The organism is Pseudomonas sp. S2_A05, from assembly GCF_054668485.1.
The window spans coordinates 1,316,680-1,342,582 of sequence record NZ_CP162775.1 but is presented as its reverse complement, the minus strand read 5'-3'; the positions used below and the strand labels follow the sequence as shown (position 1 = coordinate 1,342,582).

Annotated in this window: 21 protein-coding genes and 5 pseudogenes; 12 read left to right on the top strand and 14 right to left on the bottom strand. The window is 56.5% G+C overall.

From position 1 onward, the window contains the following. Positions 1-51: 51 nt before the first annotated feature. The 4 genes and pseudogenes from AB4O12_RS06190 to AB4O12_RS06175 all read left to right on the top strand — a co-directional run bounded on the left by AB4O12_RS06190 (position 52) and on the right by AB4O12_RS06175 (position 3,394). Positions 52-1,056: an NAD(P)-dependent oxidoreductase gene (locus tag AB4O12_RS06190; RefSeq protein WP_460060833.1), complete on the top strand. Its 1,005-nt coding sequence runs from the start codon at positions 52-54 to the stop codon at positions 1,054-1,056. An 86-nt stretch (positions 1,057-1,142) separates the two neighbouring features. Beyond that, positions 1,143-1,709, top strand: coding sequence for a GNAT family N-acetyltransferase (locus tag AB4O12_RS06185; protein ID WP_252877954.1), 567 nt, complete (start codon positions 1,143-1,145; stop codon positions 1,707-1,709). Positions 1,710-1,794: 85 nt separating this feature from the next. Then, positions 1,795-2,699 (top strand): annotated as a pseudogene (locus AB4O12_RS06180) (LysR family transcriptional regulator). Positions 2,700-2,836: 137 nt separating this feature from the next. After that, positions 2,837-3,394, top strand: coding sequence for a flavin reductase family protein (locus AB4O12_RS06175; protein ID WP_056785061.1), 558 nt, complete (start codon positions 2,837-2,839; stop codon positions 3,392-3,394). A 45-nt stretch (positions 3,395-3,439) separates the two neighbouring features. Here AB4O12_RS06175 and AB4O12_RS06170 read toward each other — a convergent pair whose 3' ends face one another. Next, positions 3,440-3,655: an Atu4866 domain-containing protein gene (locus tag AB4O12_RS06170; RefSeq protein ID WP_056786820.1), complete on the bottom strand. Its 216-nt coding sequence runs from the start codon at positions 3,653-3,655 to the stop codon at positions 3,440-3,442. Positions 3,656-3,890: 235 nt separating this feature from the next. After that, positions 3,891-4,460, bottom strand: a complete 570-nt coding sequence (locus AB4O12_RS06165) for an NAD(P)H-dependent oxidoreductase (protein ID WP_016774391.1) — start codon at positions 4,458-4,460, stop codon at positions 3,891-3,893. A gap of 204 nt (positions 4,461-4,664) precedes the next feature. Here AB4O12_RS06165 and AB4O12_RS06160 point away from each other — a divergent pair, with 204 nt between their 5' ends. After that, positions 4,665-5,573 (top strand): LysR family transcriptional regulator, encoded by a 909-nt coding sequence (locus AB4O12_RS06160; protein ID WP_460060830.1) that lies wholly within the window; start codon positions 4,665-4,667, stop codon positions 5,571-5,573. On the opposite strand, the gene AB4O12_RS06155 is transcribed toward AB4O12_RS06160, so the two are convergent. Continuing rightward, complete coding sequence (locus AB4O12_RS06155; protein ID WP_460060828.1) at positions 5,567-6,697, bottom strand: MFS transporter; 1,131 nt, start codon at positions 6,695-6,697, stop codon at positions 5,567-5,569. The genes AB4O12_RS06160 and AB4O12_RS06155 overlap by 7 nt on opposite strands. A gap of 210 nt (positions 6,698-6,907) precedes the next feature. After that, entirely contained in the window at positions 6,908-7,741 is an 834-nt protein-coding gene (locus AB4O12_RS06150) for an oxidoreductase (RefSeq protein WP_460060826.1), read from the bottom strand. 295 nt (positions 7,742-8,036) lie between these two features. Between AB4O12_RS06150 and AB4O12_RS06145 the strand changes: the two genes are divergently transcribed. Together AB4O12_RS06145 and AB4O12_RS06140 are read left to right on the top strand one after the other, a co-directional pair. Then, the gene (locus AB4O12_RS06145; protein ID WP_082228565.1) at positions 8,037-8,468 is read left to right on the top strand and encodes a DoxX family protein; all 432 of its coding nucleotides are present in this window, start codon (positions 8,037-8,039) and stop codon (positions 8,466-8,468) included. A 60-nt stretch (positions 8,469-8,528) separates the two neighbouring features. Next, a complete protein-coding gene (locus AB4O12_RS06140) occupies positions 8,529-9,464 on the top strand; it encodes an NADP-dependent oxidoreductase (protein WP_150635590.1) in 936 nt (311 codons plus the stop codon). Here the strand turns inward: AB4O12_RS06140 and AB4O12_RS06135 are convergent. From AB4O12_RS06135 to AB4O12_RS06115, 5 genes and pseudogenes are all read right to left on the bottom strand, one after another. Continuing rightward, a pseudogene (locus tag AB4O12_RS06135) lies at positions 9,442-12,502 on the bottom strand (efflux RND transporter permease subunit). The gene AB4O12_RS06140 and the pseudogene AB4O12_RS06135 sit on opposite strands and share 23 nt — an antisense overlap. Beyond that, positions 12,499-13,607 (bottom strand): annotated as a pseudogene (locus AB4O12_RS06130) (efflux RND transporter periplasmic adaptor subunit). The pseudogenes AB4O12_RS06135 and AB4O12_RS06130 overlap by 4 nt, the downstream one beginning before the upstream one ends. A 100-nt stretch (positions 13,608-13,707) precedes the next feature. Then, positions 13,708-14,980, bottom strand: a pseudogene (locus AB4O12_RS06125) (OmpP1/FadL family transporter). Between the two features lie 168 nt (positions 14,981-15,148). Then, the gene (locus AB4O12_RS06120) at positions 15,149-15,775 is read right to left on the bottom strand and encodes a TetR/AcrR family transcriptional regulator (protein ID WP_016774383.1); all 627 of its coding nucleotides are present in this window, start codon (positions 15,773-15,775) and stop codon (positions 15,149-15,151) included. Between the two features lie 134 nt (positions 15,776-15,909). Further along, positions 15,910-17,232, bottom strand: coding sequence for an APC family permease (locus AB4O12_RS06115; RefSeq protein WP_305382780.1), 1,323 nt, complete (start codon positions 17,230-17,232; stop codon positions 15,910-15,912). A gap of 546 nt (positions 17,233-17,778) precedes the next feature. Here AB4O12_RS06115 and AB4O12_RS06110 point away from each other — a divergent pair. Beyond that, positions 17,779-18,140 (top strand): annotated as a pseudogene (locus tag AB4O12_RS06110) (DUF6124 family protein). A 174-nt stretch (positions 18,141-18,314) separates the two neighbouring features. Here AB4O12_RS06110 and AB4O12_RS06105 read toward each other — a convergent pair. The 4 genes from AB4O12_RS06105 to AB4O12_RS06090 all read right to left on the bottom strand — a co-directional run bounded on the left by AB4O12_RS06105 (position 18,315) and on the right by AB4O12_RS06090 (position 21,107). Beyond that, positions 18,315-19,133, bottom strand: a complete 819-nt coding sequence (locus tag AB4O12_RS06105; RefSeq protein WP_460060822.1) for a nickel/cobalt efflux transporter — start codon at positions 19,131-19,133, stop codon at positions 18,315-18,317. A 61-nt stretch (positions 19,134-19,194) separates the two neighbouring features. Then, the gene (locus AB4O12_RS06100) at positions 19,195-19,452 is read right to left on the bottom strand and encodes a HoxN/HupN/NixA family nickel/cobalt transporter (protein ID WP_460060820.1); all 258 of its coding nucleotides are present in this window, start codon (positions 19,450-19,452) and stop codon (positions 19,195-19,197) included. 7 nt (positions 19,453-19,459) lie between these two features. After that, on the bottom strand, positions 19,460-19,759 hold the full coding sequence (locus AB4O12_RS06095) for a metal-sensing transcriptional repressor (protein ID WP_016774379.1): 300 nt from the start codon (positions 19,757-19,759) through the stop codon (positions 19,460-19,462). A 373-nt stretch (positions 19,760-20,132) separates the two neighbouring features. Then, positions 20,133-21,107 (bottom strand): AraC family transcriptional regulator, encoded by a 975-nt coding sequence (locus AB4O12_RS06090; RefSeq protein ID WP_460060818.1) that lies wholly within the window; start codon positions 21,105-21,107, stop codon positions 20,133-20,135. Positions 21,108-21,297: 190 nt separating this feature from the next. Between AB4O12_RS06090 and AB4O12_RS06085 the strand changes: the two genes are divergently transcribed. From AB4O12_RS06085 to AB4O12_RS06070, 4 genes are all read left to right on the top strand, one after another. Further along, positions 21,298-21,807 carry a nuclear transport factor 2 family protein gene (locus tag AB4O12_RS06085; RefSeq protein ID WP_460060814.1) on the top strand — a complete coding sequence of 170 codons (510 nt, stop codon included), beginning with the start codon at positions 21,298-21,300 and terminating at the stop codon, positions 21,805-21,807. A gap of 362 nt (positions 21,808-22,169) precedes the next feature. After that, a complete protein-coding gene (locus tag AB4O12_RS06080) occupies positions 22,170-22,658 on the top strand; it encodes a hypothetical protein (protein ID WP_460060812.1) in 489 nt (162 codons plus the stop codon). Continuing rightward, positions 22,648-23,457 carry a hypothetical protein gene (locus tag AB4O12_RS06075; protein ID WP_460060810.1) on the top strand — a complete coding sequence of 270 codons (810 nt, stop codon included), beginning with the start codon at positions 22,648-22,650 and terminating at the stop codon, positions 23,455-23,457. Before AB4O12_RS06080 ends, AB4O12_RS06075 begins: the two co-directional genes overlap by 11 nt. Positions 23,458-23,619: 162 nt before the next feature. Beyond that, positions 23,620-24,438, top strand: a complete 819-nt coding sequence (locus AB4O12_RS06070) for a hypothetical protein (protein WP_460060807.1) — start codon at positions 23,620-23,622, stop codon at positions 24,436-24,438. Positions 24,439-24,633: 195 nt separating this feature from the next. On the opposite strand, the gene drt2 is transcribed toward AB4O12_RS06070, so the two are convergent. Next, positions 24,634-25,848, bottom strand: coding sequence for an antiviral reverse transcriptase Drt2 (gene drt2 / locus AB4O12_RS06065; protein WP_460060805.1), 1,215 nt, complete (start codon positions 25,846-25,848; stop codon positions 24,634-24,636). Positions 25,849-25,903: the final 55 nt, after the last annotated feature.

Genomic DNA, 25,903 nt, shown 5'->3' with positions numbered 1-25,903 from the left:
CTAGGGTGTCTAGCCCAAGCACGTTTCAATCCAGGAAAATGAGGAGGATTCATGCCACTTCATCCCATTCTGTTCATGGGCGGCTCCGGCGCCATCGGCCATCAGACGGCCCGCGCATTGCGCGCGGCGCATCCCGACGTCCCCTTGCTGATCGGCGGACGCGACCTCGCCAAGGCTGAGCAAACCGCCGAGCAAATCGGCAATGCCCGTGGTGTGGTCATCGATGCTCGCGCAGATGATCTGGGGCTGGGTGATCGCCCGGTCAGCGCCATCGCCCTGTTCTACATGGACCACGCCCTCGCCGGGCTGCGCTTTGCGCAAAAGCGCAAGGTGCCGCACTTGAGCATCTCTTCCGGCGTGTTCGAAATCGCCCCGCAGATCGCCAGTTTCATGCACACGCCTGACGCGTCGCCCATTGTCCTCGGCTACGAATGGATGGTCGGTGCCACCACCGTGGCAACGCTGCACCTCGCCAAGGCATTCGCCCGCGTGCACGACATCCACATCCATGCACTGGTCGACGAACAGGACGGCGGCGGCCCGACCGTGGCCGTCGATTTCGAGCACCTGAACAAAATGCTGCCCGCCGCGCTGACCCGCCGTGACGGCGAATTCATCTGGCGTGAAGGCGACGATGCCAAGGTCAGCTTCCGCGCCGTCGACGGCACCACCCTGCAGGGCGCCGGCTTCTCCTCCATCGACGTGACAGGCCTCGCCGCCGCCACCGACGCCCCGAACGTCGAGTTCAACCTCGCCAGCGGCGTCAGCTCGACCCGGCGTCAGGGTCAGCCGATGTCGACGGAGATACTCATCGAACTTGAAGGCACGGATCACGATGGACAGCCATTGCGCACCCGCCACGCCGTGGTTCACCGCGCAGGTGCAGCGGCGTTGACCGGGCTCAGCGTGGCCATGCTGCTGGAGCGACTGGTTGGGCTGGATGGGCAAGCGCCGGTAAGGCCGGGGCTGTATTTCCCGTATCAGTTGCTGGAGGCACAGGTGTTTTTGCAGCGGTTGAGAGAGGACGGTGGGGAGTTGATCGAACTACTTGAGTGAGACGGCGCACAGGTCACTCGACACTTGAACTGCTCGTTTGAGAGAGTACCGGTGCTGCCCGCCACTGCTCGCAAGGATTGATTGCCATGGATTGCATCCCCACGCTTTACACCCGCCGCTTGATCCTCACGCCGCTGCAACTGAGTGATGCAGCGGCGGTGCAACAATTGTTTCCGCAATGGGAGGTCGTGCGCTATCTCGACAGCCGCGTTCCGTGGCCGTATCCGGACGACGGCGCGCTTGTTTACGTCCGCGATGTCGCGCTGCCCGCGATGGCTGCCGCAAAGGAATGGCACTGGATGATCCGCACCCGCGTTCAGCCCGAGAGCTGCATCGGCAGTATCAGCCTGTTTGATCAACCGGGTAACCATCGAGGCTTCTGGCTCGCCCCACAGTTTCAGGGCAACGGCTACATGCGCGAGGCCTGCAAGGTGATCAATGCCTACTGGTTCGATACGTTGATGCGCCCATTGATGCAGGTGCCCAAGGCCGCCGCCAACCGCGCTTCGCGCAAGATTTCCGAAGATGAAGGCATGCGGATGGCTGAAACACGGGACGGCCAGTTTGTGTCGGGGCCGATGCCGGTGGAGGTGTGGGAGATCACGCGCAGCGAATGGCTTGCCGAAGAAACAAACCGGTCAATTGATTGTTAGAGCCGATCAAGTGCTCAATCTTGCGTATATGCTGCTGTCTGCAAAATCAGGACAAGTACTCCCCCAAACGTTCGAGACAGTAGAAATGATCTCCGATCCAGGAACACCAACGCTTGATCAACTGAAAGTATTTCTGACGGTTGTAGAAGTGGGCAGTTTTGCCGCTGCGGCCAGAAAACTGCATCGCGCGACATCGGTGGTGAGTTACTCCATTTCCAATCTGGAGATGCAGCTCGGGGTTTCACTGTTTGACCGCAAAACCACGCGCAAACCGCAACTGACGGAGGCAGGTCGAACCGTCCTGGCTGAAGCACGCACTATTACCAACGGCGTAAATGGGCTGCGCGCAAAAGTCTCCGGTTTGCTGCATGGGCTTGAAGCAGAAGTTCACCTCGCGCTCGATGTAATGCTCCCTGCCGAGCGAGTAGTCGATGCGTTGAGGACCTTCAGGGAAGAATTTCCCACAGTCACTCTGCACTTGCACATGGAAGCCTTGGGGGCAGTGACCCAACTGGTGATGGAGAAGAAAGCTGGAGTCGGCATCAGCGGTCCGCTGGACATTGGCCTGGACGGCATCGAGCGCATCGGCGTGGGCAGTGTTCAATTGATACCGGTCGCCGCGCCTGCACACCCGCTTGCAACCGAGTGTTCCAAATCCCTGGCGCTGCCAGAGAGTTTGTTCAATTGGTGCTATCGGATCGTTCAACGCTTACGGGTGACAAGGACTTTGCCGTCGTGAGCACTCGCACTTGGCGACTGGCGGATCTGGGCGCCAAACACATGCTTCTCAAAGAGGGCATCGGATGGGGGAATATGCCGGTGCCCATGGTTCAGTCTGACCTGGACGAAGGACGCCTGGTCGAGCTTGATATGCCCGACTGTAAAGGCGGCACCTATGCCTTCGATGCGATTTATCGAACCGACTCGCCGCCCGGTCCGGCTGGGCAGTGGCTGATCAAGCGGTTCGGCGAACAGCTCTTGCCGACGTAAGCAATTCAGGGAAAAGAGCAAAAATCCGACAGCCTGAGCAAGGCTGCCGGAGAGATGCATGTCAAAAAGCAGGAAAGTTGAATTGTCGAAAGCGACTGACAACAACTGTTTATCCTCTTTTGATCCCCGGAGGCGCCATGACCGCATTTCGAAAATCCGACTTCCCTTTGAGCGAGGTTCGCCAGCATCTGGAAACCGGCCCCATCGTCCTGGTGACCTCCGCCTGGCAAGGTGAAACCAACATAATGACCATGGGTTGGCACATGATGATGCAGTTCTCCCCCGCCCTGTTTGGCTGCTACATCTGGAGTGCAAACCACAGCTACGAGCTGATCCACAACAGCCAGCAGTGCGTCATCAACGTGCCCACCGTCGAATTGGTGGACCAGGTTGTTGCCGTCGGCAACAGCAGCGGTGGCGCCATCGACAAGTTTGCCCAATTTGACCTCACAGCCGCCCCCGCAGAACGGGTAAAGGCCCCGTTGATCAAAGAGTGCTACGCCAATTTCGAGTGCAAGCTGTTCGACTCCAATCTTATCGGCGAGTACGGTCTGTTCGTGTGGGAAGTGGTCAAGGCGCATGTGGCTACGTCGGTGAAAAACCCCAAAACCCTGCATTACCGCGGGCAGGGGAAATTTATGGTGGCGGGCGAAACCCTGGATTTGCGCGATCAATTCCGCCCACAGAATCTGTAATACGACACTAATAAAAAAGCCGGAATGTTCATTCCGGCTTATGCGTCAGCGCTCGGGATATAACACCATGCCCGCGTGGTACAGCACGTTATCTCGAAACTCTCCGTCTGCGGTAAAGCCAGTATCGTCCACATACTCGATGTGGTCGCCTTCCAGCCAGTAGCGCCCTTGATAAGCGCTTTTTTGCCGACCGCGAGCCTCGTCATATCGCCCTCCTGGCAGCAACTCATGGCGAATATGACCGTCGGCTGTCACCCACATGCCAACGTACTTGCCCTGATCGCCGGCTGGATTTGCCGTGGCGTTTTCTTGCGCATCAGGGGTTACGCGAATTTCGACATCGGACATTTTAGAACTCCTGTTTTCAGATCATAGTTTCCTGCCGTTCAGCAGGATTTGAAGCAAGAGTAAAAAGTCGCGGCGCGGTGCCGTTATGCAATTCCTGCGCAGGTTTTGCCCAATGCTCCAGGCGCTCGCAGAACGTCTAAGCGAAGGACTACGCGAACTTCTGCAAAGGAGAGAAGGCCCGCGCATCTTTCAGCGCCCGTGCCCACCAGGCCAGCTGGATCAACAACTGCGCCATCGAAACCCGTGCTTGCGCAAAGTGCTCCAGTCCGAGGCCTTGTTCGAGACGCTCGGCAATCTCAGCGAACTTCACATAGCCACCAACAGGCATGGCCTGCAGCTTCAACAACTCGCATCCAAGCTCGTCGACCTCATCCTCCCCGCCGGTCGTGGTGCCATAACCAACAAATGAACAAGGTCGTCCCTGGAGGTGTTCAGGCCAGCGCGCCATCAAGACTTTCAATCCATGCTGGTAACCAAGGTGACGTGCGGGCACCAAGACGATATAGGCATCTGCTGCCGCTAGCGCTCTCAAGCACACTCGACGACCGGGTTGTTCCGAAAAATCGTCTATAAATCTCAGGTCAAACGGCTCTACCACGCTCAACGCAAATTCGCTGCGGTCTTGCACCACGGCGGTAATCCATTGCACCAACGCCGTGTCTACGCCGTTGGACTGGTTGCTGTTATGGATCAGTACTAATTGCAGTGTGTGAGTCATTTCAGCCTCCGAGCAGCTATCAACTTGGCAATGTTCTACGGTTAGAGAAAACAACGTGACAGCAAGAGCGCGATGGTTGGAAGTGGCCACTTCTTTGCTTGCAAAGTCGGCAACCGTTCCATATCGCGTTGGCAAAATATTAGGCGCGCGAAATGGTAGATAAACAGCCCGTGCCCAGGCACACGATTTATGACGTGAGTTCACATGCGACGACTGGATATCAATTGCTTCGCCGAGATGAGCGTGTTCGTTAAAGTGGTGGAACGCGGAGGTTATTCAGCGGCCGCAAGAGCTTGCGCGATAACCCCCTCTGCCGTGAGCAAGCTCATGACGCGCCTGGAAAGCCGTCTTGGCGCACGTTTGCTGAGCAGGTCCACGCGCAAGCAACTGCTGACGCCAGAAGGAATGGCTTTTTACGAACGCAGCGTTGCCATACTGGCCGATCTTGACGAAACGGAACGCGAAGCATCTGCCAGTTCTGCACCGCAGGGAGTGGTCAGAATCAGCTCTAATGTGGGTATCGGCCGCCAGCTTTTTCTTCCCATCATCAACTTGTTCATGAATCAACATCCTGGGGTCAGCGTCGAACTTTTCCTCACCGATGAGGTGGTCGATCTCATCGAAGCACGTGCGGATATCGCCATACGCACCGGAGCGCTCAAGAACTCCAACCTTGTGGCGAAACGACTCGGGCAATCCAGAGGGCTGATCGTAGGATCTCCTGACTACCTGGCGGCCAAGGGCACTCCGCTGGTGCCTCAAGACCTTGCCGATCACAACTGTCTGGGTTTCACCTTTTCGCCTCCCGCCATGGAGTGGGCCTTGCTCGACGAGAGCGGCGAGCAACGTATGTACCCGGTAAAAGGCAATCTGCGCGTCAGCGATGGCGACGCCTTGCGTGAATTGACGGTGCTGGGCGCAGGGCTAGCCAGGCTGGGGTTCTGCCAGGTTGCAGATGACCTGGCTGCCGGAAGGTTGGTTTGCGTCCTGCAACCATTCGTGCCTGCAAGCGTCACGGAGATTCATGCGATTTACGTCGGCCAAGGCGGACATCTGCCCGCACGCGTAAGAGCCCTGATGGATTTCCTCGCCGCCCATTTGCATGTTCATTGAACCGCAACGCGGGCAAAGGGCCGTTCCTTCAATGCATAGGCCAGCACAAGAGCCGCGGGCAAAGCAGCGCCCAGTAGGCACAGCCCTTCCCAGCCGACATACCGAATACCGAAACTTGCAACTGCGGAGCCAATAGCGCCGCCAACAAAGTTGATACTGATAAACACCGCGGTAATCCGTGAGTTGGCTGCGGGGGCCAGTTTGTAGATGACCGATTGATGGGTGATCTGCAAGCCCATTACGCCAACGTTCAAGGCCATTGCGGCAGCGATAATTATCCAGAGCCCTGTCGCCGCAAAGCTCAGCACTGCCCAGGCCAGCATCATCAACGAGGCCAACCCGAATGCCAGCGCGTGCCGGTAGCCATGATCACAGAGCCGGCCAACCACACCGGGAATCAACGCGCCAGTCACTCCCGTGAGCCCGATCAGTCCGATGCTCGAAGTCGAAAAATTGAACGGCGGTTGCGACAACAGTATTGGTAATCCAGTCCACAACATGCTGAAGCTGGCCATTCCCAGCGCACCGTAAAGCGCCCGGCGAGCAAGCGCTGGGTACTCGAGGATGAGTTGCCACAACGAGCGCATCAACTGCTCATAACGCACGGGCTGGCCTCGGCGCTCGGGCTCGGTTGGCAAGGTGATTCTGAGCAGCATGAGCAGGATCAGCGCCGCGCACCCGGCGCTGGCGTACACCAAGCGCCAACCTGCCGCGTTGCCGATACCGCCGGAGACCAGCCACGACAGCGGTATCGCGAGCAAGGCCCCGGTCATCACCACGCCGATCACTTGACCGCGCCGATGCTCGGCTGCGATGGACGCTACATACGGCACAATCAACATGGCAGCGGATGCCGTGACTCCACTGATCAACACTGCGGCGCAGAACAGCAAGAAATTCGGGCTGGCCGCAGCCACAAACAGCGCTAATGCGTTGATGGTAAACATCCGGCTCAGAAGCGCTCTTCTTTCGAGGACGTCACCGAGCGGGACGACCGGCACAATGCCCAGCGTGTAGCCAAGTTGAGCGCAACTCACCAGCAGGCCGGACGTGGCAAGCGGAATACCAAATGCCCCCGTTACCAACGACAGGATCGGTTGCAGATAATAGAGATTAGCGATCATGGCCCCCGCTGCGAATGCGCAGAGCCACATGAAAGGTCGGGACGGGGACGACGAATTCATACAAATACTCCTCGGTAAATGCCGTTCAAAATTGGGCGAGTCAACTCACTCGCCCAGTTTTTCCCGCACCGCGTCGTCCCCGTTAACTCACTCCTCTCAGGTGTTTGCCTGATTCTGTAGCGTCCATGCCATCAGTGCGGGCTTCGCCTGTCAGGCCGTCGGGAAGTCCGCGCCACGGGCGGTAGACTCCCATGCGCTGAACTCGCGGCCCATGGCGGCAAGCTTCGCCTGCGCTGCCTCATAGGCTTCATTGCCCAACAGCAGGCGCGCCGGCGGCGCTGCGCAGGTAACCGCGGCGTAGATCGCCGCTGCCGCCCTGTCTGGGTCGCCAGCTTGATTGCCAACAGATTGCTGGTACGCGCGCATCGCAGCGCCGGCGGTTGCCTGATAATCCTCGGCCACCGTTTGCGCAGCGCCCGAAGACCCCGCCCATTGGGTTCTGAAGGCGCTGGGCTGAACGGTCATCACGCCGATACCCAGTGGCGCAACTTCGGCGCGCAGACTTTCCGACAGGCCCTCAACGGCGAACTTCGTCGCGCAGTAGTGGCCGACCGCTTCGAACCCGACCAGACCGCCTACCGATGTGAGGTTGACGATCATGCCGGTGCGCCGCTTGCGCATGCCGTGCAGTACCGCGCGAATCATATGGGCCGTGCCGAAGTAGTTGACCTCGAACATCCGCCGAACAGCCCCATCGTCGCTGTCTTCTATCGATGAGAAATAGCCGACGCCGGCGTTATTGATCAGCACGTCCACTCGCCCGAAGCGATGCTCGGCCGCCTGTACGACCTGCATCGCCTGCGCCGGATCGGTCACGTCCAGAGGCAGAATCAAAGCGTCGCCGAGGGCGGCCAGATCCTCGATCTGCTGTGTGTTGCGCGCCGTGACCACCACACGCTCACCCTCATTCAGCAGCGCCGTGGCGATGTGGCGACCGAACCCGGTGGAACAGCCTGTAACCAACCAAACCTTAGTCTCGTTCATTGCAGTACTCCTCTAGATAGCGGCGGTTCAGGATTCGGCTGAACCGCGTTCGAGACCAACGTACCGAATCCGCCCCGCCACTGTTATCCGATTAATCCGCGACATTTGCCTGATCCTGCTCCCCAACACACGTCGCTGACCACAGTGGAAGGTCAACTTCGATTTCTGCTGCATTTCTAGTTTTTCGAACCTGATCATCGAAACTTGTCGGCTATTGCGCAAAGCCTCGCGATGACATCATCTGCTCCACAACGGCGCTTCATGGTGAAGCGCTGAAATCAGCGGAATCCACGTCATGTCCCACGCAGCCACAATTTCCAGCGTCACTGCCTCAACGTCTTCCAACCTCAACAGCACCGTTTCCTTGATCGGGCGGATTCTTCTGAGCGCGATCTTCATTCTTTCGGGCCTGTCGAAAATCGCGGCACCGGCCATGATGATTGGCTACATCGGCTCTGTCGGGTTGCCTTTTCCCGAACTGGCGTTGGGCGTGGCGATTGCTGTCGAGGTTCTCGGCGGCGTAGCGTTGATCGCCGGTTATCGCACACGTACCACCGCAGCGCTGTTGGCGATTTTCAGCGTACTGACCGCACTGATTTTCCATAACGCCCTGGCGGACCAGAATCAGTTCATTCACTTCTTCAAGAATATCGCCATGGCCGGTGGGCTCTTGCAGATCGTTTCTTTCGGCGCAGGGCGTTTCAGCCTCGACGCACGTCGCCACTAATCGAATCGCCGGCACGTCCATTCCTTCCGACGAGCCTTGACCATCACAACGGAGAGAATCATGAAAGCGATCCAAGTCGCGCAGTACGGCCAGGCAGAAGCGCTGGAGCTCAAAGAACTTGCGGATCTGAAACCCAATGACGATCAGGTGTTAATCAATGTTGCCGGTAGTGGGATCAATCCAATCGATTGGAAAATCCTCTCCGGTGCCATGCAGCAATTCATTCCTCTGCCACTGCCCTACACGCCTGGCGTGGAAGTCTCAGGCACAGTCGCCGCGGTGGGCAGGAATGTCAGAGACTTTGTCGTTGGCGACAAGGTGTTCGGGTTTATCGGGATTACCGGCGGATATGCGACCCAGGCCCTCTCAACGCCAGATCGTCTGGCCCACACGCCGACAACACTATCGTTGCAAGAAGCCGGCGGCGTGCCGGCGGCAGCGCTGACCGCTTGGCAAGCTCTGCATGAACACGCCGGAATTCAGGCAGGTCAAAAAGTCCTCATTCACGGCGGCTCAGGTGGCGTGGGCAGCTTCGCAATCCAGCTCGCCCGCCTTGCCGGTGCTTATGTGATCGCGACCAGCTCTGCGAAGAACCACGACTATCTGCGTTCACTTGGCGCCGATGAGGTGATTGACTACACCACGGCTAAATTCGAAGACAACGTTGCTGACCTCGATGCGGTCATTGATCTGGTCGGCGGCGAAACTCAGAACCGTTCATGGAGTGTGATCAAGCGCGGGGGCGTTCTGGTTTCCCCCGTAAGCGCACCCTCTGCACAGAAGGCAAGCGAGCACGGTGTGAGTGGCAAAAATTTCGCCACCCGCTCCGATGGCAGCCAATTGGTCGAGATTGCCGCGCTGTTCACATCCGGCAAGCTCAGCCTTGAGGCTCAAGTGGTACCGCTGACAGAAGTTGTCGACGCGGTTAAACAAAGCTGGGCCGGACACACCCGGGGAAAAATCGTGCTCGATGTCAGCGCTCAGGCCGAATCCTGAACCAGATCGCATACATCGCCGGCAGAAACACCAGCGTGATGATGGTGCCAACAAACGTGCCGCCGATCAGCGTGTACGCGAGCGTGCCCCAGAACACCGAGTGGGTCAGCGGAATGAACGCGAGAATCGCCGCCAGCGCGGTCAACAACACCGGCCGCGCCCGTTGCACTGTCGCTTCGACCACGGCATGGAACGGCGCCAGCCCTTCCTGCTCGTTGTGATGGATCTGCCCGATCAGAATCAGCGTGTTGCGCATCAGAATCCCCGACAGCGCAATCAGCCCGACCAGCGCATTGATGCCGAAAGGCTGGTTGAAGATCAGCAGCGTCGGCACCACACCGATCAAGCCTAATGGCGAGGTGAGAAAGACCATGATCATCGCCGAAATCGAGCGTACCTGGACGATGATGATCAGCAAGGTCATGGCGATCATGATCGGCAGCAACGGCAGAATCGCTTTGCCAGCCTTGCCGGATTCTTCGATGGCGCCCGCCTGTTCAATCCGGTAGCCGGAAGGCAGGTTTTCGAGGATCGGCTGCAACTGCTGGATGATCGCGCCGGAAACGTCCGGCGGCTGCAAACCTTCGGCGATGTCGCCACGGACGGTGATGGTCGGCGTGCGATCGCGACGCCGCAGGATCGGGTCTTCCATGCGCACTTCCACCTCGCCGATCTGCGACAAGGGGATGCGCTGCCCCGCCGCGCCGACCAGGGTGAAGCCTTCGATCTGTGCCGGGTCGAGGCGGATATTGCCCGCCGCACGGCCGACGACCTGCACTGATCGGATGTCCTCGCGAACCGCCGTGATCGGCACGCCGCTGAGCAAAACCTGCAGCTGCTGCGCGACCGCGCTGGACGTCAGCCCCACTGCCTGCAAGCGGTCCTGATCCAGGTTGAAATGCAGCGTCGGCGTCAGCGGCCCCCAGTCGGTGTTGACGGTTCTCATCATCGGGCTGTCCTGCATCACCGCCCTGACCTGCTCGGCGATGTCGCGCAGCTTTGCCGGATCCGGCCCCATCACCCGGTAGGCCACCGGGAATGGCGAATACGGACCGAACACGATCTGCGTCGCCCGAACCCGCGCCTCTGGAGCAAGCCCTTCGGCCACCGCTTCGCGCAAACGCAACTTCAGAGTTTCGCGGGCGTCCTGGCTGTCGGTCAGCACGACGATTTTGGCGAACGATGGATCCGGTAACTCCGGCGCCATCGCCAGGAAAAACCGAGGCGCACCCTGGCCGATATAGGCGGTGACGATTTTGGCCTCTTCCTGCTTGTGCAGCCAGGCTTCGACTTTGGCCGCAGCGGCGCTGGTCTGCTCGATGGACGTGCCGTAGGGCATCTGCACTTCGATCATCACTTCGGGGCGGTCCGAGGTTGGAAAGAACTGCTTCTTCACCAGCCCCATGCCTGGGATCGCAACAGCAAACAGCGCGACCACCGCACCGGCCACCAGCCATTTGCGCGTGATCACCCATGCCAGAACACGCCGGAAACGGTTATAGCGCGGCGTGTCGTAGATTGCCCCATGCCCGCCTTCGACTTTCTTGATGTCCGGCAACAGCTTCACGCCCAAGTACGGCGTGAAAGCCACGGCGACGACCCACGAAGCAATGAGCGCGATGCCGACAATCCAGAACATGTTGCTGGTGTATTCGCCCGCCGTTGATTGCGCAAAACCGTTGGGCAGAAAGCCAATCGCCGTGACCAGCGTGCCGGCCAGCATCGGCGCTGCCGTATGACTCCAGGCATAGGCCGAAGCCTTGATGCGGTCGTAGCCCTCCTCCATCTTCACCACCATCATTTCAATGGCGATGATCGCGTCATCGACCAGCAAGCCGAGCGCCAGAATCAGCGAACCGAGGGTGATCCGGTCAAAGTTCTTGCCGGTGGCCGCCATCACCACAAACACGATCGCCAGGGTCAATGGCACCGCCGCTGCGACGACCACGCCGACACGCCAGCCCATGCTGAGAAAACACACCAGCATGACCACCAGCAGCGCGAAAAAGAACTTGACCATGAACTCGCCGACGGCCGAGTCGATATTAACCGCCTGATCGGTGACTTTGGAGAGGGTCATGCCCAAGGGCATTTCCTCGTTGATCCCGGCCGTTTCGGCGTCCAGCGCCTTGCCCAGATCGAGACCGTTCCAGCCCTCGCGCATGATCACGCCGAGCAATAAGGCTTCTTCGCCGTTGTTGCGCACGAGGAAGGTCGCCGGGTTTTCGTAGCCGCGTTCGACCGTGGCCACGTCAGACAGTTTGAGTGTTCGTCCCTGCGCCACCACAGGCGTGTCACGGATTTTCTGTAACGTGTCGAACGCGCCATCGACGCGCAAAAATACCTCCGGCCCTTTGGTTTCGACCGATCCGGCGGGCGTCAATACGTTCTGATTGTTCAGCGCGGCGAAGATGTCCTGTGGCGCCAAGCCCAGCGTCGCCAGCCGATCATGGGAAAACGAGACGAATATCCGCTCGGCCTGCTCGCCGATGATGTTGACCTTCTTCACGCCAGGCACATGCAACAGCTGCTGGCGTAACCTCTCCGCATCACGCACCAGCAAGCGCTGTGGCTCGCCCCCTGGCTTTCAAAGCGAACAGCGCGAAGGTCACGTCGGAAAACTCGTCGTTGACCATCGGCCCGATGACACCCGCCGGCAGCCTGATCGCTTCATCGTCGAGCTTCTTGCGTGCCTGGTAGAACTCTTCCTGCACCTGCGATGGCGGTGTGCTGTCGAGCAACGAGACCACGGTGAATGCCAGTCCCGGACGCGTGTAGGTTTCCGAGCGGTCGTACCACTTCAGTTCCTGCAAGCGTTTTTCGAGGGGTTCGGCGACCTGATCCTGCATCTCTTGCGCGGTCGCTCCTGGCCACGCGGTGATGACGGTCAGCTGCTTGACCGTGAACGGTGGGTCTTCCGCCCGGCCCAATTTGAAGAACGACAGAACGCCGGCAACGGCGATGAGAAAAATAAGAAACACCGTGATTGCGCGCTGGCGCACGGCGATGGCGGAAAGGTTGAACCGGCCCTCGCTCATGGACGACTCCCGGCAATCTGGCCATCGTCGCGGGCAAGCAAGCGTACTTCTTCGCCATCGCGCAGCAGATGCGCGCCCAGCGCGACAATCGGTTCACCGACGTTGAGCTGGCCAGCGACACGGGCCGAGTCATCGCTCAAGCCCAGCACCTCGACCGGGCGCCAGCTCACTGTCGCCGGTGTGCCGGCGATGACCCACACGCCGGGGCCTTTGCCTGGGTTGTAGATCGCGGCGACGGGCACCTTGAGCGCCTGATCTGGCGAAGAACCCTGGGCAATTTCGACGGTGACCGTCGAGCCGATTGGCGCATTGGCCAAACTGCCTTCGAGCACATAGCGCGCCTCGAAAGTACGAGTTGTGCTGTCGGCCGAATCGGAAAGCAGACGCAGTTTTGCGCTCACGGTAGCCGACTTATCGCCATACAATTTTGCCTGAGCGGTCGAGCCCGGCGCGGGGCGCAAGGTCTCGGGCAGATGGACGATGGCCTCCCGCTGACCGGCCCGCGCCAGCCGCACCACCGGTTGTCCCGGGCTGACGACTTGCCCGGGCTCGGCGAGGGTTTCCACCACCACGCCATCAGCGTCCGCCACCAGAACCGCGTAGCCCGAGGCGTTGCGCGCGACGTCCGCTTGCGCCACAGCGGCATTGAGCTGCGCCCCGGCGGTGTCGGCTGCGGCTTTGAACTGATCGTAGGCCGATGCCGAAATAGCGCCGGCGGCGACGAGTTTGCGATTGCGTGTTTCGTCACCGGCAGTCTGTATGGCTCGGGCGCGAGCGGCGCTCACCGCTTCTTGCTGGGCTCGCGCCTGCAGGCCGAGGTCGATCGGGTCCGAGCGCATCAGTGGCTGGCCGCGCTTGACCGTCTGCCCGGTATCGACCAGACGCTCAAGCACCTTGCCCGAAACGCGAAAGCCCAGATCGCCCTGGGTGCGCGCGGCGACGACGCCGGTGAATGATCGAGATCCATTTTCTGCCGGTTGCACCGCCGCCGATCTGACAATCGGCGCCAAGGTACGTGGATCTTTTGCGCTGGAGGAATCACCGCACGCCGTCAGGGCCAGGGCAATAAACATACCGCGAGGGGAAAAGGTCGGAGCCGGCGCATGGAATTCCTTCACTGAAAATAGGATGACCATCATATTCTCAATCTTGTGACCGATATCGTCAACAGTCACTAAATCGCCGATCCGATTTTCCGCGCTGAATCAGAAGCGGTAACTGACGGAAGTGCCTCAGGCCGCTGGCGCTGTTCTTGTATTTCGCGCTGAACGAACCCTTGCCAGCCGAGGTGTCGTTGATCTCCACGCTCTCTTCCCAGAGATAGGAATAGGCGACGTCGATGGTGACATTTTCCGCAGGCGTCCAACCGGCGCCGACGCTGAACACCTTGCGATCGCCCGTTGGAATACGCGGCCCGCGATTGGTGTTGTTCGCCGGCGATTGATCAACCGAGAACCCGGTGCGCAGCACCCATTGGTTGTTCAACCGGTACGCCGCGCCGATGGCGTGAGCCCAGGTGTCATGCCAGTTCTGTTCTTCGCTGATCGTGCCCAACTGACGGGCGAGCAGTGGCGGCAATCCGCTGTTTTCGATGGTCAGCGCTTTAAAACGGCTCCAGCGCGTCCAGGTGCTGCCGGCATACAGCGTCCAGTCGTTGTTCAGTTGATGGGTGACCGAGAAGTCCACCGATTCCGGGGTGTCGACGTCCAGCGACGCGTCAAAGCTGCGGCCGCTGACGCCGAGCACGTTGAAGATGCCATCGCTGAGTTTGCTTTTCGCGTCGAGGTGGTAACTGACTTTTGAGTGATAGGTCAGGCCCAGGCGGGTCTGCTCGGTCGCCTGCATCATGACCCCGGCGTTGAAGCCCAGCGCGGTATCGTCGCCCGTGCTTTTGACTTTGCCGTCATTGCGCCCGGGGCTCAGCGGATTGGCGACCATCCCCGATAGCTCGCCGCTGATGCGGTTGATGGTCGGGCCGAAGCCGATCGACACCTTGTCATTGAAGGCATAACTGATGGTCGGCTGGAACGTCAGCGTGGTGACTTCGCTTTTGTTGGCGTAATAGCGGCCAGCGAAACCACTGCCGTAGTCGGTGATCAGGCCAAACGGCACGTAGAACCCCACGCCGAACGCCCAATGCTCGTCGATCGGTTTGACGTAATAACCCATCGGTACCGTGGTGGTCGGCACCATGTCGCCGTCTTCCTTGCCGCCGAACGTGCTGCGGGTCTGGCTGATATCAGACTTCGCAAACAGCGTCGCCTGCCCCACGCTCGCCTGCTCGCGCTTGAGCCGCGCCATGCCCGCCGGGTTGCCAAAAACGGTGCTGGCGTCTTCCGCCGAGGAAGAGCGACCGGCAAAGCCCGATCCCATGCCGCTGACGCTTTGCTCATTGAGCGCAAAACCACCCGCAAGAACATTCGACGAGGCAAGAACGACAGCCAGCCCCACCGGGCGCTTGAGCATTGTTTTTTTCATTGTGTGGACTCTATGGGTGACTCGGAATTGGATGAACTGCGGCGGCCATGTTATCCGAGTGACCATATCAGTCAACAGTCACGCTTTGGGCAATTATTCATCGTCCGCCCTGTACAGGCGAGGCGAGATCAGGCGGCGACTGATCCGAGTATTCGGATCAGCAGAGGGTCAAGGCATCAAGCTGCGCAGGATGAGGTTCGAAGTCAGCGTCGGCGCCACTTCGATAAAGTCGAGGTTGTGTTGCAGCATCAGTGGATTGACGAAGGGTCGCAACGCCAGGTGGATCGATTCGACCGTCTCGTCCAGCGGCGTCCTGCGCTCGAACTCACCGGCCTCGCGCCCTTCACGGACAATGTCGGTGATGAAACGCTTGATCTGCGCATCGTAACGCTGCGCACTCGGCCAGTTCTCACCCGCTGCAAACGCAGCAATGTCGTAGAGCTTGCGGTCGTTGAAAAACAGGTTCACGCCCGTGGCGATCACGGTTTTCACCAAACGGCGGAAACGCTCGGTAGGCGTCAGGTCTTCCTCGTTGATCGCCTGCTCGACCGCCGCAACGATTTGCCCCAGACAGTTAGCGCAGATGGCTTCGCCAATCGCCTGCTTGGAATCAAAGAATTTGTAGATGTACGCCTTGGAGAAACCGATGGCCTTGGCCAGATCGGACACCGTGGTCTTGGCGTAGCCGTACTGGCTGAAATGCTCGTTGGCAGCCGCGACAATCTGATCACGAATGTCGTGATCGACTGGCCCACGCGGGCCGGGGAAAGATGGGGAAACTGAGGACTGATTCATGTCGGCAGCTTACTCACCCGCCCGCCGACTGACAACGTGTGACACATTTTGAATACCACCACCCATCCACTGTGGGAGCGAGCCTGCTCGCAATGACACCCGCCCAAACGACACCAATCCCCCAAACCGGCGCACTACCCGGCCTTACTGATCGCGGAAAATCTAATGCGAGAACAGCCATGCAGCAACATCCCGACAATGATCAGCGCCCCCGCCCGCAACCACGTTTCCCACCCCTGCTGACTGAGCAGCACCAGACACGACACGATTGCAAGCACCGGAACGAAGGTCGGCACGCGAAAGTGGTCCTCCTCTACCCTGTCACGACGAAGGACGAGCACCGCCACATTGGTACTCAGAAAAACGAACAGCAACAGCAACACCACCGTCTCTGCCAGCGTTGCCAGCGTGCCTGTGAGTGTCAGGGCAATAGCGACCACGGTGGTTGCGACAATGGCAGCCCATGGAGTTTTTCGTTCAGGCAGAACCGCACCCAAGACACCCGGCAACAGCCCCAGGTTGGCCATGCCATAAGTCAATCGACTGGCCATGATCATGGTTAATAGCGCACCGTTGGCCACAGCGATCAGCGCAATAAAAGAGAACAGCGCCGGCGGGATTGCGAGGGTCGATGCGCGGACAACTTCGAGCAAAGGCGCCGACGTTGCCACCAACTTCTCGGTAGGCAACACCGAAGAAGCCGCCACACCCACCGCCATGTAAACCACGCCAGCCGTAATCAAAGCCGCGAACAAGGCGCGCGGATAGACCTTGCGCACGTCCTTGATTTCCTCGGCCAGATTGGCCGAAGTTTCGAACCCGACGAAGGAATAGAACGCCAACAATGCCGCCCCCAGCACCGCCAGCACGGGACTGACGCCCGGTTTGAACGTGAGCGTCCGCCCCAGATCCGCATCGCCTGTACGGAAATACCAGACCGCAGCCACGATCACCAGAATCAACCCGGACAGTTCAATCACGGTCATCACCAGGTTTGCCCCAAGCGACTCCTTGATCCCCCGCGCGTTGAGCAGGCCGATAGCCAGAAGAAACACCAGGGCTGCAATCTGCGGCGATACGTCGACGAAGGCGTTCAAGTAATCACCGGCAAACGCCAGCGACAAACCCGCTGCACTGGTGACCGCAGCCGCCAGCATGCAAAAACCGACCAGGAAGGAAATGAGCGGTGACTTGAAGGCTTTTTCCGCGAATACCGAAGCCGCGCCGGCGTGGGGATATTTGGTCACCAGCTCCGCGTAGGAACCCGCCGTCAACATGGCGAAGAACAATGCGATCAGCAGCGGCACCCAAATCGCGCCGCCCACCTCCCCCGCGATCGTTCCGGCGAGTGCGTAAACGCCCGCCCCCAGAACATCGCCGAGAATAAACAGAAACAGCATCGGGAAAGTGATAGCCCGGCGCAGAGAAGTTTTATCAGTGGGAGCCGTCACGGTCATTCCTTGATTCAGGTGGGTAGGAGCTGGAGGGTTGTCACCTCAAACAATGGAAATGGCGCCGAAAGCAAAGTTCAAAATGTGTGACCGCCCGACTGGCACGACGCTGTAAACGTTGCCAACTCGACACCTGTGGGAGCGAGCCTGCTCGCGAAGACCCCAGCCCGATCAACACAAAACATCAGCCAAAACCAATTCCCTAAACACCCCGTTTAAAACCGACATCCAGACTGTTCCAGCAAGCTACAACGCCTTGCGCCATTGCCTACGACTACGCCAGAATCCGCCGGCTTGTGCGCCTCGGGCCGTGGTTCTATCGTTGGCCGGTCACTGAAAACCAGTGATCGGGTTTGGTAGCCCGCTTTCCACATGGCGCATAACGTCATTCTATGCAGATGCTTTCGCATCGGTTTTATGGTGGCCATGCGCAGGGCGTTTTCGAGCGCGCCGGTTTTTCCATGTGGGCCGGTCTACCAACCTTCGTATGGCCACCACCCTTCGTTTGGTAGCGAGAGTGATGGCTCCCTTGGTCACATATGGAGCTTCACCATGTTCAAAGTCACGCCAAACCCGCCACAGTCGGACGCAACCTCCCCCTACGAATCCCTCGACTCAAAAAACTCCACGAAGCTGCCGACCGCGCCCTCGACCACTACCTCAAACCCAGCGACACCATCAAAACCACGCCCTACCAGACCAGCAGCATGTTCCTCGCCAACCCGAAAACCGCCACTGAAGAACTGCTGGTCAACGCCAGCGAATCGCTGGGCTCGGCTTCGGTGATGTTGAGTGATGTGATCGGGATGGTTGAAGGATCTGCGCGCAAGACACTGCAAGGTATCGCGCAAGTGGTGATGCTTGGCGAGCTCGCGGTTAATCAGGCGTTGGATAACGTCGTGCCGGTCGAGTAATTCTGCGGATGCAGGCGTTCGCTAATGCCTCGCCCCCATCGCGCTCCTCGATAGCCCAGCCTTGCGCTGGGCTTTTTGCTCGTCAGTGGCAGTGGTAGTCGTTGTCGTTGTCGTTGGTTTTATGGTTGCGATGGCAACCCTTTGCATCAGTGCCACCGCTGTGCGCAAACGGCCTTATGCGCTCAGGCCAATCCAGCCATGAAAGCCGACATACAGGCCAACGCCAATGATCAGCACGCTGGACAGGTAAGGAGCGCGGCGCGCCACGGTTCCCAGCCACGGCCAGCGATTGGAAGCCTGTCTGGCACCGATGGCTGCTGCGGCACCGACAGTGACCAAAGTCAGCGCCAGGCCGATACTGAAACACAGGACGAGCATGCCGCCGAGCGCGACTTCTTTGACTTGCAGGCACAGCAACAGAACAGTGATGGCAGCCGGACAGGGAATCAGGCCGCCAGTCAGCCCGAACATGACGATCTGACCCGTGGTCACTTCGCGGTTGGTGAAGCGCTTACGGATGTCGTTGGCATGAGCACGTTCGTGCGCATCCTGATAGCCATCAATCGACAGCTCCAGGCCTTCGAGTTCGGAATGCGCATGCCCGTGATCATGCTCCTGGAACGTCAGGTCGTAATCATGCGAATGCCCGGCATGTCCAAGGCTCAAGCGAGCGCTGAACTCGTGCGGTTCCGGAATATCCACCGTCGACTGCAGAAAGCCTTCGCGCTCGACGAACGCGAACGATTGGCTGCTGCCGTCCGGACGCGTCGTGGTCAGGCGAACATCCGAGGCTGCCCAGGCGTGTCCGCTCAAGGTCTTCAAGCGCCAGTGCGGTGGCAGGCCTTCCTCGAAGATCGACAGTTCAACACGGCCATGGCCGGTATCTATTCGGTGCGTTTCATCATGATGACCATGGTCGTGTTCGCCGTGATGGTGATCATCGCTTTGCTCGAACTTGAACATCTGCTCACCGCGCCAGGTACGCCACAGCATCCACAGGGCGATCGCGATGATCAGTGCAGCAGACGCAAGCTGGAAATACGGCTCAGTGGTTTCAGCATCCAGTGCCTTTGCCCAGGTACATGCCGCCGATGGCGACCAGCCACACCACGGCGGTGTGCGAAAGCGTTGCGGCCAACCCCAACAAAACAGCCTGTTTGACCGAGCCACGGATGGCCACGATGAAGGCCGCCATCATGGTTTTCGAATGACCTGGCTCCAGGCCATGCAAGGCGCCGAGCAGAATCGCGCTCGGGAAATACAGCCAGGCGTGAGCCCCGCCTTGCTGCAACAGTTCAGCGAAATCGGGCATGTCAGACCTAAAGGTACTTGGTGATTTGTTTGAAGGCTTCCAGCGGTGCGCGCTCGCCATTGCCTAGCGCCGAAACGGTATCTTCGAGGCAGTGGTCGATGTGATCCTGGATGAGCGTGCGTTTGGCCTGGCAGATCGCTTTCTCAACCGCATGAAGCTGCTGGGCGATATCCACGCACTGACGCCCTTCTTCGATCATGGTGATGATGCCGCGCAAATGCCCGTCCGCCCGTTTGAGGCGTTTGATGATCGCCTCATGACTTTGGTGGGTGTGGGGATGGCTGTGGTCGTGTTCGTGTTCACTCATGAGTTGAGTCTCAGGGCTCGATGAATTACGCTGGCATCGTATCCCCCCGGGGGGATTAGGCAAATCGCTTGAGCGCCCTGTCGACGAGTTGAAACCTTTAACACCATGTACAGCAAAACACTGACAACGACGGTAGTAATCGCGCTTGCTCTCGCCATGTTCATGGCCTGGGCCGGGCATACCTATTCGTTGCCAGCCACCTCGGGGCAGCCAGCCTGGGAGATCGCTCAGGACGTCCATCGTTCTCACGGCGAAGAGTCGTCATCCAGCCACGACCGGCGATTACCTGAGCGTCAAACAGTAGTCCGGAACACATGGAAAACGAGGCCGCAAATGCGGCCTCGTTTTTTCTGCGTGAAGAAAAGTGCTGGATTCAAATTCCACAAATGTCCGTGCGCAGCCGCCAGGCGTCCTTCGCCGGTGGCATGCCGAACAGACGGGCGTAGTCCCGACTGAACTGCGAGGGGCTTTCATAACCGACCGTATATCCCGCCTCTGCGGCATCGACCGCTTCGGTGACCATCAGCCGGCGTGCTTCCTGTAGCCGCAACTGGTTACGAAACTCCAGCGGGCTCATCGAGGTGATCGCCTTGAAATGCGCATGAAACGAAGAACGGCTCATGCCGGCGACTTCGACGAGTTCATCTATCCGACACGCTTCGTTGTAGTGGCTGCGGAGCCAGGCAATGGCCTTGGCGATCTGGTTCAAGCGGCTGTCTGCTTGTGCCATCTGCCTGATGATGCTGTTGCCGTTCTCGGTGAGAAGGCGATAAAGCATTTCGCGAATCACCAGCGGAGCGAGCGCTTCGATATCCCGCGGTCTGTCGAGCAGCCCCGCGAGTCGAACCGCTGCATCCAACAGTTCTGGAGTCGTATCGTTGAGCGTAATGCCTGCCGGCGGTGCACTGACGCTCTCTTCTCTTAGCGGATGGCGCAGCGCAAGTTCACTCAACACAGCGGTATCGAGATCCAGCGCCAGGCACAGATAGGGAACAGCCTCACTCGCCTCGATGACCGAGCCCATCACCGGAAGGTCTACCGATGCAATCAGGTACTTGGCCGGATCGTAAACATAGACGGTAGTACCCAGCATCGCTTGTTTACGTCCCTGAGCGACAAGGCAGAGTGTCGGCTCGTACACCACCGGCATAGGCATCGTGGGCGTAGCCGAGCGAATCAGGCTGATACCCGGGATCGCGGTGCTGTGAATGCCGTCATCCCGGACGTGACGACCAATGATATCGACAAGCTTTGAAAGGGAATTCAAACACAACTCCATAACGTGACGATGCGGCGGATAGGCATCTGGTATCGGATGATCAAGCAAGAAATCAGGACGATCCTGCAACAGCCCTCCTCCGCTCGTAAGTCACACTTCAGATGAGGCCCAGAGATACTGCTGGCCAAACCCGCGCCGGTTCTTGCCAATGCCTCATATAGAACAACGGCGTGTGGGAACGCAACTAGCGGCTCTCAGATAACAACAACGGCCCATCCAACTCGACGGGGCTCATCGGACAGATTAAGGAGCACAGGAAATGACGCTTGTTCAACGCCTCTCTACAGCGCTAGCACTGGTCCTCACCACACTCATCGCAGGGCCGGCGCCCGCCGGAGCCAACGATCCGACGGAACGCAATCGCCAATTCATCGCGCAAGCGTTCAACCAGTGGGCTCAAGGCGGCCGGACGTTCTTCACAGATGTGCTGTCTCCCGACGTGACCTGGACAATCAAGGGGACGAGCCCCTCGGCAGGTACTTATCGGGGCCGAGATGACTTCCTAAAACGCGCAGTCCACCCTTTCGCAAAACGGCTCGCCTCGCCCGTTCGCCCGACGGTGACGGATATCTGGGCTGAAGGCGATGACGTCGTTGTGCACTGGAACGGCACCGCCACCGCAGCCGACGGCGCGCCTTATCGCAACAGCTACGTATGGATCATGCGCATGCGAAATCTGCAGGCAGTTGAAGTCATTGCCTTTCTCGATCTGGTGCCTTATGACGACGTTATCAGGCGAATTCCGCTTAAAGCGGGAGATCTTGAATAGATAAGCCCGCCAGGATCGACTGGAGGATCTGCTCGCAACAAGCTGCAAGAAATACGGAGATAGAGATGTCACCGAATGTCGGCTTTCGGCCAAAAGCGGACGTTCGGCCCATGGTCTTCAGTCCAGAAACGGTCGTTCATCTGAAGCTTCCGCGCAAAGCTCACCAAGCTGCCGGCTGCGCAGCGTGTACCAGATATAACTCCGGATGAGCAGGCGTATGCAATTTTGAGTGTCATAAGGAGACTGACTATCGATGAGCGGCTTGCGATCACAGCTAATGCGCAATGGCCATTACCAAAGTGTTTTAGATAGCATACTATTACCCAAGGCCTGCGAAATCATGGAAAGGAGTGCTCTGTAAAATGTCTATATTGGAAAAAAGTGACCATTTTGAGGTAAAGGAAGAGTCGCTGACGCGGGAAGAATTAGTGCGCAATGCACCCCAGTCATTGGCAGAAATTATCAAAGAAAAAAGTTTAATCATTTTACCGTCACACGGAACAGTAGATGAATTTTACGCGGGAAGTCTGGACACACTTGATTACCTCAATGATAACAATGTCGATACTGAGATCTACTCTACGGATGAGAACTATAAAGAGCTAAGCCTGCACGGGGCAGACTTTTGGATTGGAACATTTTTTGTTTCTAGCATTGTTCTGCCAATACTAACCAATCTTATGTCATCTTACATATATGATAAGCTCAAAGCCCAGAAAGATGATGGGATCTCCTTAAAGCTTATTATCGAAAGAAAAAGCGGCTCAACAGTCTCCATTAGCTTTGATGGCAAGGTTGAAAAACTAGATAAAGTTTTCACTGCTATCAAGGAACTCGAAAATGAAATTTGAGCTGACCACGCTGGAACACACAAAAAATCCAGACATTAAATGGGCCTTGAGTGAGCTGGAAAAAGTTAAGGCGCAAGCTGTTGTTGCAGGGGACGAAGAGCGTGCAAACAATTGCTGGAGAGAATCAGAAGCTCTCCAGCTTACGCTGATCTACATAGAGGCGTTTCACAAAATAAAGCGTAAGGAGTACAGAGAGGCATGGTACGACTTAGAACGATGCGAGGTTAAGTGTCAGTTTGTCCTACGAAACTCGAGTGAAGAGTTCTGTCTGAATAAAAATATATTTTTCATAAATCATCAAATTTCTAATCTGCAATCACTTTACCCTTATTGTGTGTTTTCAAGCCCTGGCATGGTTGTTGGGTATTACTCTTGCGGTATCTGTGACCATAAAATTCGCCCTCGCTCTAGATGCTCTCATGCGAAAGGTAAAATATACAACGGAAAACTATGCGTTCATGTTGCACATGATATCGTGCTTAAAGAGATATCTATTGTGTCAAAACCGGTCCAAAAATACTCTGTTGTTCATAATGATGAGACTTTGGATTTTTCCGTACTGGAACACCTCATGGCTGTTTTGGAAGAGGCTTTTGAGGAGTGGGATGTTATTAGGACGACAAGAAAATTTCCAATTGATATGTTTTTCCGTGTCGGGCTGGATTCTGATTGTCCTTGCAAAGGGGGAGGCAAGTTCGGGCAGTGCTGTTCTAAAAAAGGAGAGGTTGAAATACCTCATTTGGATTTTGTTTTTCGAAGGGATATTCCAAATCTTCCGGGGATTAAATTCCCTTATTGATTGCGATTATAGAATTTTAGATTCGCGACGATCAGACCTTGGTAAGGTCGGAGCACTTCTTTTGGTCGGCGATTACAGCATCAATTTGAATGGTAGGCTCCTGCCCTTTAATAATGCGCGCATCAACTACCTTGTCATAAAGTTTATAGGCAGTGAGGCACTATGTCTGAATTATGCTACATGTGTGAAAAACCGGGCATCACTGTCGAGCACGTACCTCCAAGATGTCTGTTTCCTGAGTTAAAGGATGCCGGCATTGATTTAAGATTAAACTTAATTACAGTACCTTCTTGCGAGGAGCACAATTGTAAAAAGTCTGATGACGATGAATTTCTGATGGTGAGTATTGCGGGGATTCTTGGGAATAATTCCATCGGTTATGAACATTACAATGGAAAAATCCAAAGAGCTCTAAAGCGCACGTCTTACAAGCTATTAGAAAAGGTTTTCCTTAAGAAACGGCTCATTCGGCTCGGCAACGAAAATAAGTTTATCGACGTACTTTGGGGAACCCCAGATTATAAACGTCTTATTGACTGCTTTACACATATTGCCTATGGCATACACAGACATCATTTTAAGGCCAGTTTTGTTGGTACCACCAAGGCACTATTAGGATTCCTTCACACAAATGTACCCAACCCGAAAGCATTCAAAGCTTTCATTAAAGAAAAGGCAAGCCTGGAACTCGCCGACAAGACTAAGCATGGAGACAATCCGGCAGTCTTTTATTATCAATATACAGAGCCAGATAAATTCGGGATTTTTCTAGTAAAGTTATGCTTTTACCAGAACGTTGATGTGTATATTTCTTATATGCCATCTTCCTCAGAAAAACCATTCCACATTGGCTTCGAGTTAATGAAATTAGGGTGTAAAACGATCATTACTTTGGGTGATAAGAAATTTGAATTTAACTCCAGCGCTGACTCAGCCGATCTTACTCAAAATCCAAGAATTGATAGCGATAAAATTGATTAATATACGCCGCCCTCGTCGAGACTGGTTAACAGTCGGTGTAACTTGAGGGGTGAGTTGCATTCCTGCAACTCATCATCGGCCAGATAACCGCTAACTCTGAACCAATTCAAATATCTTTATTGATCACTTGACCTAACATCGGCTAACAACTTGTTTAGTTTCTTCCAATGAGAGCACAACTGCTTTCTAATTGATTCAGAATCCATAATATTTGCAGCCCTGAACCCATATGAAATGAAGTTTCTGCGCCCCGGTAGCTATACCCCCTATAGATCGTACGAAGGAAAAGCTCTCGCGGAAGCTCCCCCTTCCAGCCCGGAGTTCATTGCAACGGTCCATGGCTTTCTTACTTACCCAAATACGCTTCCGAAGTTTTTTATAGTATCTTGTTATCGATGATGATCGAATATGCTCACGTTGCCCATCAAACGAAAAGCCAAGGTAATGTACCGGCTTATCAGAGCGAAGCTTGCCAGCCGCGTCAAAGGAAAATTGTCTAATTTCCGTTTTTTTCTCCTGTAAATTCAACCCTAATTTTCTAACTTCATCATTTACAAATTCATAAATTTCATCTTCTTTTTCCGCATCACATATGACGAGTATGTCGTCGCAATAGCGATAGAAGACCGATTCTGTCAAGGATAACTTGGAAAGCAATGCGAGATCAAACTCCAACATATAGATATTGGATAGGAGCGCACTTATTGGAGATCCTTGCGGAATGCCTCGTGACTCGGGGTTGGTAGCAAGAAGTCCTCCACCTCTCACATCATCACGGAATCGCTGGGCCGAGCAGAGACGTTTATCCTCAACTCGAGGGTTATGGATCGATACACCGAGCTTATTATAGAGGGCAACTTTTTCGACGCGAGAGCTCTTTGTGATCGACTTGAAAACCGCAAAATGGTCCGTCGGAAGTTTCCCGACTCCTAGTAACTTCGCCCAAGCAGCCTTCAATCGTGAATGATCAAGGCGATCAAAGAACTTTTCAACATCGAATGCAAGAACGCAGCACTCTCCCTTAGCCTTGATCTCGCAGAACGCATCATGTGCAAAATGAATATTACTTTTTCCATCAATAGAGCGAAAAGCTAATACTGACGTATGCAAACCACGCCGCACTAGCTCCTTTTCATATAGTTGGCTTAGAACGAAGCAGTAGTAGGCATATACGTGCGAGTCTAAGTGAGCCGAGTAACTGATTGGCCTAGGCTTGGGAGTCTTTACGAACATCCCACTATCTTTATCTAAACGATACTTCAGAATCACTGAATTGTAGGTGATAAAGGGATAAAACGAATGAGCTGCGACTTTCTGAGGAGAAGACACGTAATCCAGAGCGGCTTTCTGTCCAACAGGACGGTCAAAGTGAAGATACTTTCTAGGCTTGTACCGGGGCAACTCGTCCATGCTCACACCTTGATAAGCCAACCGGTGGGACTAGGATGGCGGCAATCCCTAAACC

What these genes read in the sequence shown, in the direction of transcription:
- AB4O12_RS06190 (WP_460060833.1), top strand. Translation starts at nt 52, where the DNA reads ATGCCACTTCATCCCATTCTGTTCATGGGCGGCTCCGGCGCCATCGGC.
- AB4O12_RS06185 (WP_252877954.1), top strand. Translation starts at nt 1,143, where the DNA reads ATGGATTGCATCCCCACGCTTTACACCCGCCGCTTGATCCTCACGCCG.
- AB4O12_RS06175 (WP_056785061.1), top strand. Translation starts at nt 2,837, where the DNA reads ATGACCGCATTTCGAAAATCCGACTTCCCTTTGAGCGAGGTTCGCCAG.
- AB4O12_RS06170 (WP_056786820.1), bottom strand. Translation starts at nt 3,655, where the DNA reads ATGTGGGTGACAGCCGACGGTCATATTCGCCATGAGTTGCTGCCAGGA.
- AB4O12_RS06165 (WP_016774391.1), bottom strand. Translation starts at nt 4,460, where the DNA reads ATGACTCACACACTGCAATTAGTACTGATCCATAACAGCAACCAGTCC.
- AB4O12_RS06160 (WP_460060830.1), top strand. Translation starts at nt 4,665, where the DNA reads ATGCGACGACTGGATATCAATTGCTTCGCCGAGATGAGCGTGTTCGTT.
- AB4O12_RS06155 (WP_460060828.1), bottom strand. Translation starts at nt 6,697, where the DNA reads ATGATCGCTAATCTCTATTATCTGCAACCGATCCTGTCGTTGGTAACG.
- AB4O12_RS06150 (WP_460060826.1), bottom strand. Translation starts at nt 7,741, where the DNA reads ATGAACGAGACTAAGGTTTGGTTGGTTACAGGCTGTTCCACCGGGTTC.
- AB4O12_RS06145 (WP_082228565.1), top strand. Translation starts at nt 8,037, where the DNA reads ATGTCCCACGCAGCCACAATTTCCAGCGTCACTGCCTCAACGTCTTCC.
- AB4O12_RS06140 (WP_150635590.1), top strand. Translation starts at nt 8,529, where the DNA reads ATGAAAGCGATCCAAGTCGCGCAGTACGGCCAGGCAGAAGCGCTGGAG.
- AB4O12_RS06120 (WP_016774383.1), bottom strand. Translation starts at nt 15,775, where the DNA reads ATGAATCAGTCCTCAGTTTCCCCATCTTTCCCCGGCCCGCGTGGGCCA.
- AB4O12_RS06115 (WP_305382780.1), bottom strand. Translation starts at nt 17,232, where the DNA reads ATGACCGTGACGGCTCCCACTGATAAAACTTCTCTGCGCCGGGCTATC.
- AB4O12_RS06105 (WP_460060822.1), bottom strand. Translation starts at nt 19,133, where the DNA reads ATGCTGTGGCGTACCTGGCGCGGTGAGCAGATGTTCAAGTTCGAGCAA.
- AB4O12_RS06100 (WP_460060820.1), bottom strand. Translation starts at nt 19,452, where the DNA reads ATGCCCGATTTCGCTGAACTGTTGCAGCAAGGCGGGGCTCACGCCTGG.
- AB4O12_RS06095 (WP_016774379.1), bottom strand. Translation starts at nt 19,759, where the DNA reads ATGAGTGAACACGAACACGACCACAGCCATCCCCACACCCACCAAAGT.
- AB4O12_RS06085 (WP_460060814.1), top strand. Translation starts at nt 21,298, where the DNA reads ATGACGCTTGTTCAACGCCTCTCTACAGCGCTAGCACTGGTCCTCACC.
- AB4O12_RS06080 (WP_460060812.1), top strand. Translation starts at nt 22,170, where the DNA reads ATGTCTATATTGGAAAAAAGTGACCATTTTGAGGTAAAGGAAGAGTCG.
- AB4O12_RS06075 (WP_460060810.1), top strand. Translation starts at nt 22,648, where the DNA reads ATGAAATTTGAGCTGACCACGCTGGAACACACAAAAAATCCAGACATT.
- AB4O12_RS06070 (WP_460060807.1), top strand. Translation starts at nt 23,620, where the DNA reads ATGTCTGAATTATGCTACATGTGTGAAAAACCGGGCATCACTGTCGAG.
- drt2 (WP_460060805.1), bottom strand. Translation starts at nt 25,848, where the DNA reads ATGGACGAGTTGCCCCGGTACAAGCCTAGAAAGTATCTTCACTTTGAC.